This is a genomic window from Pseudomonas citronellolis (assembly GCF_900112375.1).
Classification (GTDB): domain Bacteria; phylum Pseudomonadota; class Gammaproteobacteria; order Pseudomonadales; family Pseudomonadaceae; genus Pseudomonas; species Pseudomonas citronellolis.
On sequence record NZ_FOLS01000005.1, the window covers coordinates 21,266 to 35,667 of the forward strand.

Consider the following 14,402-nt stretch of genomic DNA (forward strand, 5'->3'; position numbering starts at 1 on the left):
GCGCTCGGCCTCGCTGGCGGCCTGGGCGGCGCTGGCCGCGCTCTGCGCCGAGGCGTTGGCGGTGGCGGACATCTCCTGCAGCGCGGTGGCGACCATGTCGATCTCGCGGAACTGCTGCTGGATGCCGTCGCTGGTCTGGCGGGCGATGGCGGCGGTCTGGTCGGCGCCGGCGCGGGCCTCGCCGCTGGCGGTCTGCACCGCGGCGATGCTCGGCTGCAGCTTGTCGAGGAAGCGGTTGAAGGCCAGGGCCAGGCGGCCGAGCTCGTCGTGGCGCGGGTAGTTCAGGCGGCGGGTGAGGTCGCCTTCGCCGTCGGCGATGTCCTCCAGCATGCGCGCTAGGCCGAGGATCGGCCGGCTGATGCCGCGGGCGGTGAGGGTGATGATGCCCAGGCCGAATAGCGCCACCAGCGCGCCCAGGCCGATTTCCAGCCAGGTGCTGCGCGCGCGCAGGCCTTCGAGGGTGTGCTTCAGCGACTGCGCCGGGGCCAGCAGCACCTGCCGGGGCACGCTGAGCAGGATGCCCCAGGGCTTGGCGCCGGCCAGCGGCGCCAGGCTGGCGAGCACGCTCACGTCCTCGCCCTGGTCGTAGGCCAGCGAGCGGCCCTGGGCCATGTCGCCCAGCAGCTGGGGCAGCGCCGCGTCCTTGAACGGCTGGCCGAGGCCGGCGGCGTTGGCGCTGTCGCTGGCCAGCAGGCCGTTGGGGCTGAGGATGCGGATGCGCCCCTGGCCGTCGAACAGCTGGCGGCTGCCCTCGACGCTGCTCTGCTGCAGCGCCGCGAGGTCGATGTCGAAGCCCACGGCGGCGACGAACTTGCCGTCCTCCAGCAGCGGCAGGGTGATGCTGGTGACCAGCCGGCGCTGCCCGGAGGCGTCGTCGAAGTAGGGGTCGAGCACGCAGGGCTGCAGGCTGTCCCGCGAGCAGGTGAAGAAGGCGTTGTACGGCTGGCCGCTGGGGCCGGGGGTGGTGTCGGCCAGCACCTGCTCGGTGCCGACCACGTTCTGCTGCTGGCCGCCGCTGCGCAGCAGGTAAAGGGTGAAGCGGCCGTTCTCGTTGCTGCCCAGCTCGTCGCGGCCCTTGAAGCGGGCGTCGGCGCCGTCCAGGGCATCGACGCCGAAGACCACGAACAGCCCCAGCAGCTCCGGGTGCGCGGCCAGGGTGCCGCCCATCTCGGCGACCACCTTGCGCCGCAGCGCCTCGGCGTCGAGGTTGCCCAGGCGCTGCTGCTCGCGCAGCGCCTGCAGGGTGCGCGACAGGCCCTCGCCGAGCAGCAGCTTGTCCTGCAGCTGGCGTTGCAGTTGCAGGGCCTGCACCTGGCCCTGGGTCTGCAGGCTGGCGTGGGCGGCCCCGGCGAACAGCTTGCCGCTGTCCTCGGCGATCACCTGGCTGTCCTGGCGCGCCTGGTACAGCGACAGGCCGATCAGGGTGGCGGCGATGCCCAGCAGGCACAGGCCGGCGAGCCAGGTGATGCGGCCCTGGAGGGTGGAGTGGATGCTGCGCATGGGGAGGCCTCCCTGGAAACCGCGAAACCCGCCGGCGCGCCACGGCCGGGATGGGGCCGGCGGTGGCGCGGAGGCGGGTTCGTGGCTTGTGGCTTAGAAGGTGCTGGTGAAGATCAGCTGGGTGTAGAGGTTGTCGTCGTTGCCGCCGATCTGGGTGCCGCCTTGCTCGGCGCTCTTCTTCGGCTTGTACACGCCGACCAGCGGGGTGATGGTCAGGTGCGGGCTGACGGTCCAGTCGGCGTACAGGTCGATCTCGTGGCCGCCGAGGTTGCCCAGGTCCTTGTCGATGGTGTCGAAGCGGAACCACTGCAGGCCGACGTCGAAGGTCTCCGTCGGCTGGATCCTGGCGCCGACGTTGTGGACGCGGGTGTTGCTGTTGAACGGGCCGGAGTAGTTGCCCGCCACCTCGCCCTGGAACCAGGTGCCGAAGCCGCGGCTGAAGCCGTAGAACAGCGGATCGAAGCCTTCGGAGAAGCGGCTGAAGCGGTAGCTGACGTAGGGCTTCCAGGCGGCGTCGGCGAAGGTCCAGCCGGCTTCCAGGTACCAGGCGTTCTCGTCGTCGGCGTGGCGCTTGTCCTGCCAGGCGTACTCGCCGGAGAGGAACAGGTTCTCCACGCCGGCGTTGCCCTGGCCGCGCAGGCTGTAGGTCTTCATGTCCTTGCGGTCGAGCTGGGCGGGGGAGGCGTACTGCTCGTCGATGTCGGTGACGTCGATGTAGGTCAGGCCCAGGGTGCCGGCGTCACTGACGTGCTCCAGGGTGCCGACGTACAGCTCGGGCTTGGCCTGGGCCGGGTTGTCGGACTTCAGGCGCATGATGTCGCCGCGCCAACCCTGCTTGCCGCCGATGCGCAGCACCGCGGTCTCGTCGAAGCTGCGGCGGCCGGCCAGGTAGTAGGCGCCGCCGCGGTCGAACATGCCGTCGGCCAGGCCATTGCCGAAGTTGAGGGCGTCGCCGTTGATCAGGAAGCCGTCGCCGACCACGATGTTCTGGCGGCCGAAGGAGAAGTCGATGCCGTCCTCGCCCAGCACCGGGAACAGCGTGCCCGAGCGCCAGCCCAGGTAGGCGTCCTCGATCTTGGTGGTGCGCTCGGAGCCGTCGGTGAAGCCGGCGGCGTCGCCATCGCCCCAGGTCGCCGAGCTGAGCAGGGCGAAGGCGCCATACACGCTGCCGGCGCCGCCCAGGCGCTGGTCGCCGCTGAGGCCGTACTTGATGAAGCCTTCCTGCCAATAGGACGAGCCTTTGCCCTTGGTGCCGCTCTGCGCATAGTTCTCCTGGCTGTGCAGCAGCGCGTAGACCGCGGTGAGGTCGGCGTTGAGGTGGGTGTCGTCGGTGGAATACAGCGAATAGGCGCTGGCCTGGCCGCTGCCCGCGATCAGCAGGGCGAGCAGCGTCGGGCGCAGGACGGTGGATCGGGTCATGGCGTGCATCCGTATCGTTATTGTTGGCAGGGGACGAAACTGCCTGGGATGCTAAGGCCATGGGCGCTGCTGGCCTTGTGCCTGTCTGCCAAGTGCTTGGATGTGCTTGCCAGATGTCTGCGGGATCGCGGACGGAGCCCGCTTCGGGTGCAAGGGAAACACCCGTAGGATGGGTTGAGCGAAGCGATACCCATCACCGATGGCCGCATGGGTATCGCAAGCTCAACCCATCCTACGAAAAGCATCTCGGCGCAGGTGGCGGGATGCAGGGCGGACAGGTGCCTCTCGGAAACCTGTAGGAGCAGGCCCTGCCTGCGATTCGCGCGCAGGGCGCGCTCCTACATGGGAATGGTGTGAGTGGCGCAGCGTAGGAGCGGATCTCATCCGCGAACCGCGCCGGAACCCCCGGCTATCGCGGACAAGGTCCGCTCCTACGTGGCAGGGAAACTCGGGCGTAGGAGCGGACTCCGTCCGCGATGGCTTCCCGGTGGCTCCGGGCCATGCGCTCGTGGGGAAGCCCAGCCGGCGGCGCTGTCCGGGGCGCCGACAATCCCCCGGACAGCGCCGCCGGCGTGGCTGCTCAGTGCCCGGCCGGCTTGGCGGCGGCGCGCCCGGCGAGCATGCGGCCGAGCAGGGCGAGGAGGGTGATGGCGATCAGCAGCACCGAGATGGCCGCCACCGCCGGGTCGATGTTGTCGCGCAGGCCGGACCAGATCTGCCGCGGCAGGGTGTTGACCTCGGTGCTGGTGACGAACAGCGTCACCGCGATCTCTTCCCAGCTCAGTGCGAAGCACAGCAGCGCGGTGCTGGCCACGCCCAGCTTGAGGTTTGGCAGCACCACCAGGAAGGTGGTCTGCGCCAGGCTGGCGCCGAGGTTGCGCGCGGCCAGTTCGATGCGCCGGTCCAGTTGGCTCAGGGCCACCAGCATGGTCACCACGCCGTAGGGCACCACCATCACGATGTGGGCGATGGTCAGGCCGAACAGGGTGTCGTAGCCCAGGCCGGGGGCGAACTTGCTGACCGTGGTTTCCATGAAGTACAGCACCATCGCCGAGATCATCGGCGGGATGGCCATGGGCAGCAGCACCAGGCCGATCAGCAGCGCCGCCCAGCGCGAGCGCAGGTACCAGATGCCCAGGGCGAAGCTCACCGCCAGGGCGGTGGCGACCACACAGGCGGCGCTGGCCACCACCAGGCTCTGGCCCACCGCCGAGAGCCACTCGGGGCTGTCCAGCAGGGCCTTGTAGTGGCGCAGCGACCAGTTGCCGTCGGGCATGGAGAGGAAGCGCTTGCCGGTGAAGGACACCGGGATCACCGCCAGCAGCGGGAACAGCATGAAGATCATCGCCATGGCGGCGAGCAGGCGGCTCGGCGCGCGGCTTTCGTGTGCGTTCATTCGGCGTTCCTCATCCCACCAGCTTGTCGACGCGGGTCATGCGCAGCAGCGCCCAGATCAGCCCCGCCACCAGCGCCAGCAGCACCACCGAGAGCGCCGCGCCCAGGCCCCAGTTGCTGGTCTGGAACATCTGCAGGTAGACGTACTCGGCCACCATCACCGTCTGCCCGCCGCCGAGGATCGCCGGGGTGATGAAGAAGCCCAGGCAGAACACGAAGACGATGATGAAGGCGCCGAGGATGCCAGGGATGGTCTGCGGCACGAAGATGCTCCAGAAGGTGCGCAGCTGCCCGGCGCCTAGGCCGCGGGCGGCCAGCAGCACGCGCGGGTCGAGGCGGCGCATGGTCGACACCAGCGGGAACAGCGCGAAGGGCACCATGAAGTGGACCATGCCGATCACCACTCCCAGCTCGTTGCGCGTCAGCTGCAGCGGCTCGCTGGTGATGCCCAGCGCCTGCAGCCAGCCGTTGAGCAGACCGTTGCTGCGCAGGGCGATCAGCCAGCCGAAGGCGCGCACCAGCACCGACAGCCAGAAGGGGATGAACACGCAGATTTCCACCATGCGCTGCCAGAACGGCGGGCTGTACACCCAGCAGTAGGCCATCAGGTAGGCGATCAGCAGCGACACCACGCTCACCGTGGTGCACAGGCGGAAGGTGCGCCAGAGCACGTCGTGGATCGCCGGGTCGCTGGCGATGCGCTGGTACTGCTCGATGCCCGGGGTGGGCAGGCTGAAGCTCCAGCCCACCACCCCGGCGAAAGGCAGCACGTAGAACAGCAGCAGCACCAGCGGCAGCGGCGCCAGCAGCAGGGCCAGCTTCAGCCGCGAGGGGTTCTCCGCCATGGGCTCACCTCACTTGGAAACGTGGGTCAGGTACTGCTCCAGGGCCACCGCGTAGTGGTCGGTGTACCACTCGTGGCTGAGCATGATCTGCCTGGGCAGGTTGTCCGGGTCGGTGCAGTTCAGGTGCTTGCGGTCGGCCGGGATGAGCGCGGCGGCGGCCGGGTTGGCCGGGCCGTTGCCGAACATCTTGAACAGCTCCACCTGGGATTGCGGGTCCTGGGCGTAGGCGATGAAGCGCATGGCCGCGTCCTTGCCCGCCGGGTTGCCCTTGAGCACGCCCCAGTTGCTGCAGCCCAGCAGGGCGTTGTCGAAGGTCCACTTGATGCGGCCCTCGCTGTCCTCGGTGATGATCTGGGCGCGGGTGTTCCAGATGGCGCCCATGCTCACCTCGCCCTCGATCAGCAGCTGCTGGGTCTCGGCGCCCGAGCCCCAGAAGGCCAGGATGTGCGGCTTGAGTTCGTCGATCTTCTTCAGCGCGCGCGGCACGTCCAGCGGGTAGAGCTTGTCCGGCTCGACGCCGTCGGCCAGCAGCGCGGCCTCCAGCATGCCGTTCATCCACTTGTACAGGGTGCGTTTGCCGGGGAAGGCCTGCACGTCCCAGAAGTCCTTCCAGGTCTTCGGCGCCTTGTCGCCGAAGCGCTCGCTGTCGTAGGCGATCACGTAGCTGAGCATGTAGTCGGCGATGCCGTATTCGTAGGCGAAGCCCGGCAGCACCTTGTCCCTGGAGACGATGCCGTAGTCGATCGGCTCCACCAGGTTTTCCTTGCCCAGGTTCTGCAGGATGGAGCTTTCCGCATCGACCACGTCCCAGCTCACCCGGCCACTGCTCATCTGGGTGCGGATGGCGCCCTCGGTGGGGCCGCTGCCGTCGATCTTCACCGGGATGCCGGTGCTCTTGGAAAAGCCCTCGGTCCAGGCCTTGCCGAACGCCTTGATGGCGTCGCCGCCCCAGTTCACCACCACCAGCGGCTTGTCGCCGGCGGCGAAGCTGACGCCGCTGCGCAGCGCCAGGGGCAGGGCGGCCAGCAGGCCCATGCCCTTGAGGAAGGTGCGGCGGTCGATCTGCCCGCGGCGGGCCTTTTCCATGAGGACTTCGATGCAGTCTTGCTGATGCGGGTTGAACATGAATGCAGCTCCCAGGCGGGGATGGCGAAAAGGGGGAGGGCGCGCGGGCGCCCCGGGAATCAGGCGAGCAGCAGGCTCTTCTCGATCGGCCAGCTCAGCCACACGCGGGCGCCCTGGTCCAGGCGCGCGGCCTGGTGCTCGGCGTGCACCGCCAGGCTCATGGGCAGCGCGCCCTCGGCGGCGGTGGCCAGGCCCAGCTCGGTGCTGGCGCCCTGGTAGGTCTTGGCGGTCAGCACCGCCTGCACCACGTTGTGGCCTTCCACCTGCGGCGGCGCGCTGTGCAACTGCATGTGCTCGGGGCGCACCGCCAGCAGCGGCGCGGCGGCCTCCAGGGCGGCGGAGGGTTCGGCGTGCAGCTGGGCGTCGCCGAAACGCCCCCAGGCGAGGGCGCCGGCGCGGCCCACCTGGCTCAGCGGGAACAGGTTCATCTTGCCGAGGAACTCGGCGACGAAGCGGTTGGCAGGCTGGTTGTAGATGGCCTGCGGGGTGTCGATCTGCGCCACTTGGCCGCGGTTGAAGATGGCGATGCGGGTGGACAGCGCCAGGGCCTCGTTCTGGTCGTGGGTGACGAACACGAAGGTGGTGCCGACCTGGCGGTGGATGCGCTGCAGTTCGGCCTGCAGCTGCTCGCGCAGGTTCTTGTCCAGCGCCGAGAGGGGTTCGTCGAGCAGCAGCAGGTCGGGCTCGAACACCAGCGCGCGGGCGATGGCCACGCGCTGCTGCTGGCCGCCGGACAGCTCGCCGGGGCGCTTGCCGCGGTGCTCGCCCAGGCCTACCACTTCGAGCATGTGGCGCACCCGGCGGTTGCGTTCCTCGGCTTTCACGCCGCGGATCTTCAGCGGGAAGGCGACGTTGTCGTCGATGCTCATGTGCGGGAACAGCGCGTAGCCCTGGAACACCATGCCGAAGTTGCGCTTCTCCGCCGGGCGCCGGGTGATGTCCTGGCCGAGGGCTTCGAGGCGCCCGCTGGACGGGTCCTGGAAGCCGGCGAGGATCATCAGGAAGGTGGTCTTGCCGGAGCCGGAGGGGCCGAGGAGGGTGAGGAACTCGCCCTGCTGGATATCGATGGACACATCGCTCAGGGCACGGAAATCGCCATAGCGCTTGCCGATGTCGATGGCACGAAGTTGGGGCTGTCGCTCCACTGCATTCACCTCGTCTTATTCTTGTTCTGTGGCGCGGCGACCCAGCGGCCAGCCGTCCTTTTGCGCAGTATTGTCAAATCCTCCTGCGCTTCAATCGCGTTTTTTCGCCGTCATTGTTCAAATTCCTTCACCAATCACGCCGCCACGGCTGCCCTTGCGGAACTGTTCGGACAGCCGCAGCTCGGCCTTCATCCAGGCCTTGAAGGCCTGCACGTCGGGGCGCTCGCTCTTGGCCGCGTCGGTGACGAAGTAGTAGCGGTTCGGCGGCTCGATGGAGACGTTGAACAGCCGCACCAACTGCCCCTTGGCCATGGCGTCGCCGCTGACCAGGGCGTCGCCCATGGCCACGCCTTGCCCGGCGATGGCCGCCGACTGCACCAGGTGCGCGTCGGAGAAGACGATGCCGTTGCGCACGTTGAGGTCGCGTACCCCGGCGGCGGCCGCCCACAGCAGCCAGTCGGAGTGGTCGACCATGTGCAGCAGCGGCAGGTTGGCCAGGTCCTCCGGCGAGTCCAGCCCGCCGGCGGCGTTGAGCAGCGAGGGGCTGCACACCGGGAAGGTGTCGAGGGTGGCGATCAATTCGACGTGCAGGTCCGGCCAGTCGCCCACGCCGTAGGCGATGAACAGGTCGACGTCGCGGTTGCTGACGTCGTCGGGAATCCGCGGCGCCACCAGGTTCAGTTCGACCTGCGGGTGGGCGCGCTGGAACTTGCCGATCTGGTGGCACAGCCAGTAGGTGGCGAAACCCGGGGTGCAGCTCACGCACAGGCGCCCGGCGATCTCCTGGGCGTCGGTGAAGCGCCGCGCCTCGTTGAGGATGCCCAGGGCGCGCTGGGTCTCGCGGGCGAAGTACTCGCCGCGGTAGGTCAGCACGATGCCGCGCCCGGATTTCTCGATCAGCGCGGTGCCCAGGCATTCCTCCAGGCTGCGCAACTGGTGGCTCACGGCGCTGCGGGTCAGGCTCAGCTCGCTGGCGGCGGCGGACAGGCTGCCCAGGCGGGCGACGGCGTCGAGCACGCGCAGGGCGGTCATCGAAGGGAAGCGCATGGGCTCACTCCTGGTGGGGGCGGGCGCGCCGCTGGCGGAAGCCTTCCGGGGTGGTCCCGGCGTGGCGCAGGAAGGCGCGGTGGAAGCTGGTGACGTGTTCGTAGCCGAGCAGGAAGGCGATCTCCTGCAGGCTCATGCGGCTGGCCAGCAGGTAGCGCTCGGCCAGGGCCATGCGCACCTCGTAGACCACGCCCTTGAAGGTCAGGCCGTGGGCGCGCAGGCGCCGCTGCAGGGTGTGCGGCGGCAGGCGGAAGTGCGCGGCGGCCTGCTCCAGGTCCGGCAGCGGCACCCGGGCGTTCTGCAGCAGGTAGAAGCGCAGGTCGTCGGGCAGTGCCTCGCCGCTCTCGAAGCTGGCCAGGGTGGCCGCGCCCTGGGCCTGGCACAGGCGCAGCACCGAGGGGTTGGAGGTGGAGAAGGGGCGGTCGTGGAATGCCCGCGGGATGCGCAGCTCGGCGCGGCTGGCGGCGAACTCGCTGCGGCCGGGGAACAGCTCGGCGTAGAGCGCGGCGTGGGGCGGTGCGGCGAACGGCAGGCGCACCTGCATGCCGGCGCATTCGGCCAGCTCCGGCAGGCGCTGGCACAGCCAGCGCCAGGTGCTGCTGAACCATTCCTCCAGCAGCGCCTGGGTTTCCACGGGGCTGTAGGGCGGCGCCTGCAGGGCCAGCACCAGGTGCTCGCCGTGCTCCTCGCGGGTGACGTGGATGGGGTGCGGTAGCAGGCTGGAGGGCTGGCCCAGGGAGATGTCCCAGGAGCGCCGCAGGTTGGCCGCGCTGATCAGCGCGTAGCCGATCACCCCCAGGTCGAACAGGTTGTAGCGCTGGCCCAGGCGCAGGAAGAAATCGCTGGCGCCGAGCAGCCCGGCGGCCTGGCGCAGCAGGCGGTAGTAGCGGGCGAAGGTCATGTTGGCAGCGGCCTCGGCGGCCGGCACGCCGAGCCCGGCGAGCAGCGGCGCGAGCGGCGGCAGCCGGGGCCGGGCCTGCCATTCCTCGAGGAAGCGCTGGTACAGCTGGCGTGCGGCGTAGTCGATGTCGGACTGCTGGTCGGGCATGTTCGTGCTTGTTATCTGAGGCTAGCAAGTTGTCATCTTATGCTAGTCAAAGGCTTCTGGCAGCTCCCTATACTCGGCGCAAAACAACAAGGGGAGCACCGACATGACGGCGCCCGATACATTCCGTTCGTCCCATTCGCCTGCCAACCGCCACGCCGACCTGCTGCTGCGCAACGGCCGCTTCTACACCCTCGACCCGGCGCAGCCCTGGGCCGAGGCCGTGGCCATCCGCGACGGCCGTTTCCTCGCCGTCGGCCGCGCCGAGGAACTGGCGCACCTGGTCGGCCCGCAGACCCGCCAGCACGACCTCGGCGGCGCCTTCTGCATGCCCGGCCTGCACGACATGCACACCCACCCGGACCTGGCCCTGGCCCCGCGCTACGCCGACGACCTCGACGTGGGCATCGAGGACCCGAGCCCCGAGCAGTTGGCCGCGGCCATCCGCGCCTACGCCGACAGCCACCCCGGCGACGGCTGGGTCTACGGCCAGTACTGGGTGCGCTACACCTTCCGCGAGGCCGGGCTGAAACCGGGCCGCGAGTGGCTCGACAGCGTCATGCCGGACCGCCCGGTGGCGCTGCTCGACCGCATGTGGGGGACCATGATGGTCAACTCCCGCGCCCTCGAACTGGCCGGCATCGACGCCGCCACGCCCGACCCGCGCAACGGCTACCTGGAGCGCGACGAGCTGACCGGCGAACCCAACGGCCTGCTGATCGACGGTGCCTACGCGCTGATCCACGCCGCCATGCCGCCCACCCCCATCGAGGTGCTGCGCCGCGCCTACCGCGACGGCGTGCACTTCCAGAGCGCCCGCGGCGTCACCGCCAGCAAGTACGTGCACGTCTGCGAACGCCGCCTGCAGGCGCTCAAGGAACTGGACGACGCCGGCCAGCTGACCCTGCGCGTGGAAGCGGCGATCAGCTGGCAGGACGACATCTTCCCGGTGCGCCGGCGCTGGGAACTGCTCAGCGGCGAGCGCCACTACTACCGCAGCGCGCGGCTGTCGGCCAACGCCGTGAAGTTCCACTTCGACGGCACCGTGGAGCCGCGCTCGTCGTTCCTCATCAGCCCCTGGCCGGGCGAGGACAGCTGGCGCGGCAAGCTCAACCTGACCCCCGAGCACATCACCGACATGGTGGTGGACATGGACCGCCGCGGCATCCGCGTGATCGCCCACTGCACCGGCGACGGCGCCTCCGACGTGTTCCTCGACGCGGTGGCCGAGGCGCGCCGGCGCAACGGCTTCAGCGGCATCCGCCACCAGTGCGCGCACAGCACCATCCTGCACCCGGGCAACCTCAAGCGCTTCCGCGAGCTGGAAGTGATCGCCGAGTTCTCCCCGGCAGCCTGGTACCCCACGCCCTTCGCCAGCGGCGCGCGCTCCGGCTACGGCGCCGAGCGCCTGAAGCGCATCTACGACTACAAGGGCGTGCTCGCCGCCGGCGGCATCGCGGTGATGGGCACCGACTGGCCGGTGGCCTCCATCGACCCCTGGCTGGCCCTGGAGACCATGATCACCCGGCAGAACCCCTGGAACGACGACCCGGCCTGCTTCGGCGAACCCATCGGCCTGGAGCAGGCGCTGCAGGTGGTGACCCTGAACGGTGCCCACGCCATGGGCCTGGAGCACCTGACCGGCAGCATCGAGGCCGGCAAGTCGGCGGACTTCATCGTGCTGGACCGCGACCTCTTCGCCCAGCCGCCGCGCGGCTACATCCACCGCACCCAGGTCGAGCAGACCTTCGTCGAGGGCCGCCCGGTCTACGACCGCCAGGGCGTGTTCAGCGGACCGCTGCAGGCGGTGTGGCAGGGCGAAGTGCCGCAGATCATGAGGGACGACCGATGAGCATCCCGGTGACCGTGGTCGCCGGCTTCCTCGGCGCCGGCAAGACCACCCTGCTGCGCCGCCTGGTGCAGCAGTGCGCCGGGCAGCGCCTGGCGCTGATCGTCAACGACTTCGGCGAACTGAACGTGGACGCCGAGATGATCGCCGAGCAGAGCGACGCGGTGTACGCCCTGCAGAACGGCTGCCTGTGCTGCACCATGCAGGACGACCTGCTGGCCCAGCTCGGCCGCCTGGCCGCGATGCAGCCGGCGGTGGAGCGCATCGTCATCGAATGCAGCGGCGTGGCCGACCCGCAGCCGATCATCCAGGCCCTGGGCTACCCGCAGCTGCGCAGGCACATGCACCTGGACGCGCTCATCACCCTGGTGGACGCCGCCCGCAGCCAGCCGCTGGAAGGCGAGTACGCGCAACTGGAAAGGCGCCAGGCGGCCGCGGCCGACCTGCTGCTGCTGAACAAGGCCGACATAGCGACGCCGGAGCAACTGCAGGCCCTGCGCCAGCGCTTCGGCGAGCCGCGGCGGATGCTGCAGACGGTGCAGGCGGAAATACCCGACGAGCTGCTCTACGGCGAACGCCCGGAGCGCGCGCAGCGCCTGGCGCCGCTGGGTGTCGATCACGGCCGGCTGTTCGACAGCTGGACCTGGCGCCACGCCGGCCAGTTCGACCCCCGGCGCCTGCGCGCCTGGCTCGACCAGTTGCCGGAAGGCCTGTTCCGCCTCAAGGGCCGGGTGCAGGTCAGCGGCCGCGAACAGCCGCTGTGGCTGCAATACGTCGGCGGCCGCAGCCAGTTCCTGGCGGCGCAGGCGCAGGAGGGCGACAACTGCCTGGTATTCATCGCCAGCGCCGCTGCCGGGCTGCGCGAGCGTCTGGAGGCCAGCCTGGAACAGTGCCTGGCCGCCTGACGCGAGAAGCCGTGTTCCCCGGCAACCTGTAGGAGCGGGCCCTGCCCGCGATATCGCGCGCAGGGCGCGCTCCTACAGGGGAATGGCGTGGGTGGGGCGGCGTAGGAGCGGATCCCATCCGCGAATCGCGCCGATATGTCCGGCCATCGCGGACAAGGTCCGCTTACGTTTCCAGGAAGCACGGCTCTTCGCAGGATGGTGTTGAGCGAAGCGATACCCATCAGCGCAACTGGCCGCCTGAAGCAGGGCTCGCTCCTACGAGAAGCCGTGTTCCCCGGCAACCTGTAGGAGCGGGCCCTGCCCGCGATTCGCGCGCAGGGCGCGCTCCTACAGGGGAATGGCGTGGGTGGGGCAGCGCAGGAGCGGATCCCATCCGCGAATCGCGCCGATATGCCCGGCCATCGCGGACAAGGTCCGCTTACGTTTCCAGGAAGCACGGCTCTTCGTAGGATGGTGTTGAGCGAAGCGATACCCATCAGCGCAACTGGCTGCCTGAAGCAGGGCTCTTCGTAGGAGCGAGCTTGCTCGCGAACCAACCCCCGCTGCGAGGCCGGGTTCGCGAGCAAGCTCGCTCCTACGAGAAGACGTGTTCCCCGGCAACCTGTAGGAGCGGGCCCTGCCCGCGATATCGCGCGCAGGGCCCGCTCCTACAGGGGAATGGCGTGGGTGGGGCAGCGTAGGAGCGGATCCCATCCGCGAATCGCGCCGATATGCCCGGCCATCGCGGACAAGATCCGCTCCATGAGCCACGAAGCTCAGCGGAATTTCTCCAGCAGCTGGTAGTACCACATCCCCGCCGCCAGCATCGGGTTGCCGAACACGTCGCCCAGGGGCACCTTCACGTGCTTGCACTGGGCGAAGGTGTCGAATTGCTCCAGGTCGCCGCTCATGGCCGTGGCCATGATCTCGCCCATGATGTGGGTGGTGGCCACGCCGTGGCCGGAGTAGCCCTGGCAGTACCAGACGTTGTCCGAGAGCTTGCCCAGTTGCGGGATGCGGTTCATCACGATGCCCATGGCGCAGCTCCACTGGAATTCGATCTCCACGCCCTTGAGCGCCGGGAAGGTGCGTTCGATGCACGGGCGCAGTTCGCCGGCGATGTCCCGCGAGTCGCGCCCGGAGTAGTTGGCGCCGCCGCCGAACAGCAGGCGGCCGTCGGCGGTCAGGCGGTAGTAGTCGAGCACGAAGCGGCAGTCGTAGACGGCCAGGTCCTGCGGGTTGATGCGCTTGGCCAGCGCGCCCAGCGGCTTGGTGGTGACGATGCCGCCCATGGCCGGGAAGATCATGCCCTTGAGCTGCTTGCGTTCCAGCTTGTGGTAGACGTCGCCAGCCAGCAGCACCTGGGCGGCGTTGATCCGCCCGCCGGTGGTGACCACCGCCGGCCGCGGGCCGTGGACGATGTCCAGCACCTCGGAGTGCTCGAAGATCAGCCCGCCCAGGCTCTCCAGGGCCTTGGCCTCGCCGATGCACAGGTTGAGCGGGTGCAGGTGCATGTTGCGCATATTCTTGATGGCGCCGCAGTACAGGTCGCTTTCCAGGTGCTGGCGCACGCCGGCGGCGTCGAGCAGGCTGATCTCGGCGCTCATGCCGCGGCGCACGGCCTCTTCATAGGAGGCTTCCAGCTCGGCCATGTGCGACGGCTTCATGGCCGCGTGCAGGTGGCCGAACTTGAGGTCGCAGGCGATGCCGTATTTCGCCACGCGGCTCTTGATGATCTCGTGGCCACGCCAGCGCAGGTGCCAGATAAAGTCGTCGACGTCGTTGCCCAGCCACTGCTGCATCTGCTTGCGCATGGCCGAATCGCCGGACAGGCTGCCGGTGACCTGGCCGCCGTTGCGCCCGCTGGCGCCCCAGCCGACCTTGTTGGTCTCGACGATGGCCACCTTGTAGCCGCGCTCGGCCAGCTCCACGGCGGTGGTCACGCCGGTGAAGCCGCCGCCGATGATGGCGATGTCGACGTTCACTTCGCCTTGCAGGGTGGGGTAGTCGGTCTCCACGGCCAGGCTGGCGGAATAATAGGAAGGGGCGCGCTCGGGGGCGGCTTTGGCGGGTTTCAGTGCGGCGTTCATTTTTTGTGTTTTTCCTGTTGTCTGGTTTCCCTCTCCCTAGCCCTCTCCCTGAAGGGAG

General features: G+C 69.2%; 10 protein-coding genes and 1 pseudogene. 2 read left to right on the top strand and 9 right to left on the bottom strand.

Features of this window, described 5'->3' with window-relative positions:
- Nucleotides 1-225: 225 nt before the first annotated feature.
- From BM060_RS33665 to BM060_RS06355, 8 genes and pseudogenes are all read right to left on the bottom strand, one after another.
- A pseudogene (locus BM060_RS33665) lies at nucleotides 226-1,500 on the bottom strand (methyl-accepting chemotaxis protein); the annotation flags it as partial.
- A 93-nt stretch (nucleotides 1,501-1,593) separates the two neighbouring features.
- Entirely contained in the window at nucleotides 1,594-2,919 is a 1,326-nt protein-coding gene (locus BM060_RS06325; RefSeq protein ID WP_074978727.1) for an alginate export family protein, read from the bottom strand.
- Nucleotides 2,920-3,499: 580 nt separating this feature from the next.
- Nucleotides 3,500-4,315, bottom strand: a complete 816-nt coding sequence (locus BM060_RS06330; RefSeq protein ID WP_009622674.1) for an ABC transporter permease — start codon at nucleotides 4,313-4,315, stop codon at nucleotides 3,500-3,502.
- Nucleotides 4,316-4,325: 10 nt separating this feature from the next.
- Nucleotides 4,326-5,159: an ABC transporter permease gene (locus tag BM060_RS06335; RefSeq protein ID WP_043271809.1), complete on the bottom strand. Its 834-nt coding sequence runs from the start codon at nucleotides 5,157-5,159 to the stop codon at nucleotides 4,326-4,328.
- Nucleotides 5,160-5,168: 9 nt separating this feature from the next.
- Nucleotides 5,169-6,284, bottom strand: a complete 1,116-nt coding sequence (locus tag BM060_RS06340) for an ABC transporter substrate-binding protein (protein WP_074978345.1) — start codon at nucleotides 6,282-6,284, stop codon at nucleotides 5,169-5,171.
- 59 nt (nucleotides 6,285-6,343) lie between these two features.
- The gene (locus BM060_RS06345; RefSeq protein ID WP_074978348.1) at nucleotides 6,344-7,429 is read right to left on the bottom strand and encodes an ABC transporter ATP-binding protein; all 1,086 of its coding nucleotides are present in this window, start codon (nucleotides 7,427-7,429) and stop codon (nucleotides 6,344-6,346) included.
- A 117-nt stretch (nucleotides 7,430-7,546) separates the two neighbouring features.
- On the bottom strand, nucleotides 7,547-8,476 hold the full coding sequence (locus tag BM060_RS06350; RefSeq protein ID WP_074978350.1) for a LysR substrate-binding domain-containing protein: 930 nt from the start codon (nucleotides 8,474-8,476) through the stop codon (nucleotides 7,547-7,549).
- A gap of 4 nt (nucleotides 8,477-8,480) precedes the next feature.
- The gene (locus BM060_RS06355; protein WP_074978353.1) at nucleotides 8,481-9,524 is read right to left on the bottom strand and encodes a helix-turn-helix transcriptional regulator; all 1,044 of its coding nucleotides are present in this window, start codon (nucleotides 9,522-9,524) and stop codon (nucleotides 8,481-8,483) included.
- A 103-nt stretch (nucleotides 9,525-9,627) separates the two neighbouring features.
- Between BM060_RS06355 and BM060_RS06360 the strand changes: the two genes are divergently transcribed.
- Together BM060_RS06360 and BM060_RS06365 are read left to right on the top strand one after the other, a co-directional pair.
- Nucleotides 9,628-11,373, top strand: a complete 1,746-nt coding sequence (locus BM060_RS06360; RefSeq protein ID WP_074978356.1) for an amidohydrolase — start codon at nucleotides 9,628-9,630, stop codon at nucleotides 11,371-11,373.
- The gene (locus tag BM060_RS06365; protein ID WP_074978359.1) at nucleotides 11,370-12,275 is read left to right on the top strand and encodes a CobW family GTP-binding protein; all 906 of its coding nucleotides are present in this window, start codon (nucleotides 11,370-11,372) and stop codon (nucleotides 12,273-12,275) included. The genes BM060_RS06360 and BM060_RS06365 overlap by 4 nt, the downstream gene beginning before the upstream one ends.
- Nucleotides 12,276-13,030: 755 nt before the next feature.
- Here the strand turns inward: BM060_RS06365 and BM060_RS06370 are convergent.
- The gene (locus tag BM060_RS06370; protein WP_074978362.1) at nucleotides 13,031-14,344 is read right to left on the bottom strand and encodes an NAD(P)/FAD-dependent oxidoreductase; all 1,314 of its coding nucleotides are present in this window, start codon (nucleotides 14,342-14,344) and stop codon (nucleotides 13,031-13,033) included.
- Between the last annotated feature and the right edge of the window lie 58 nt (nucleotides 14,345-14,402).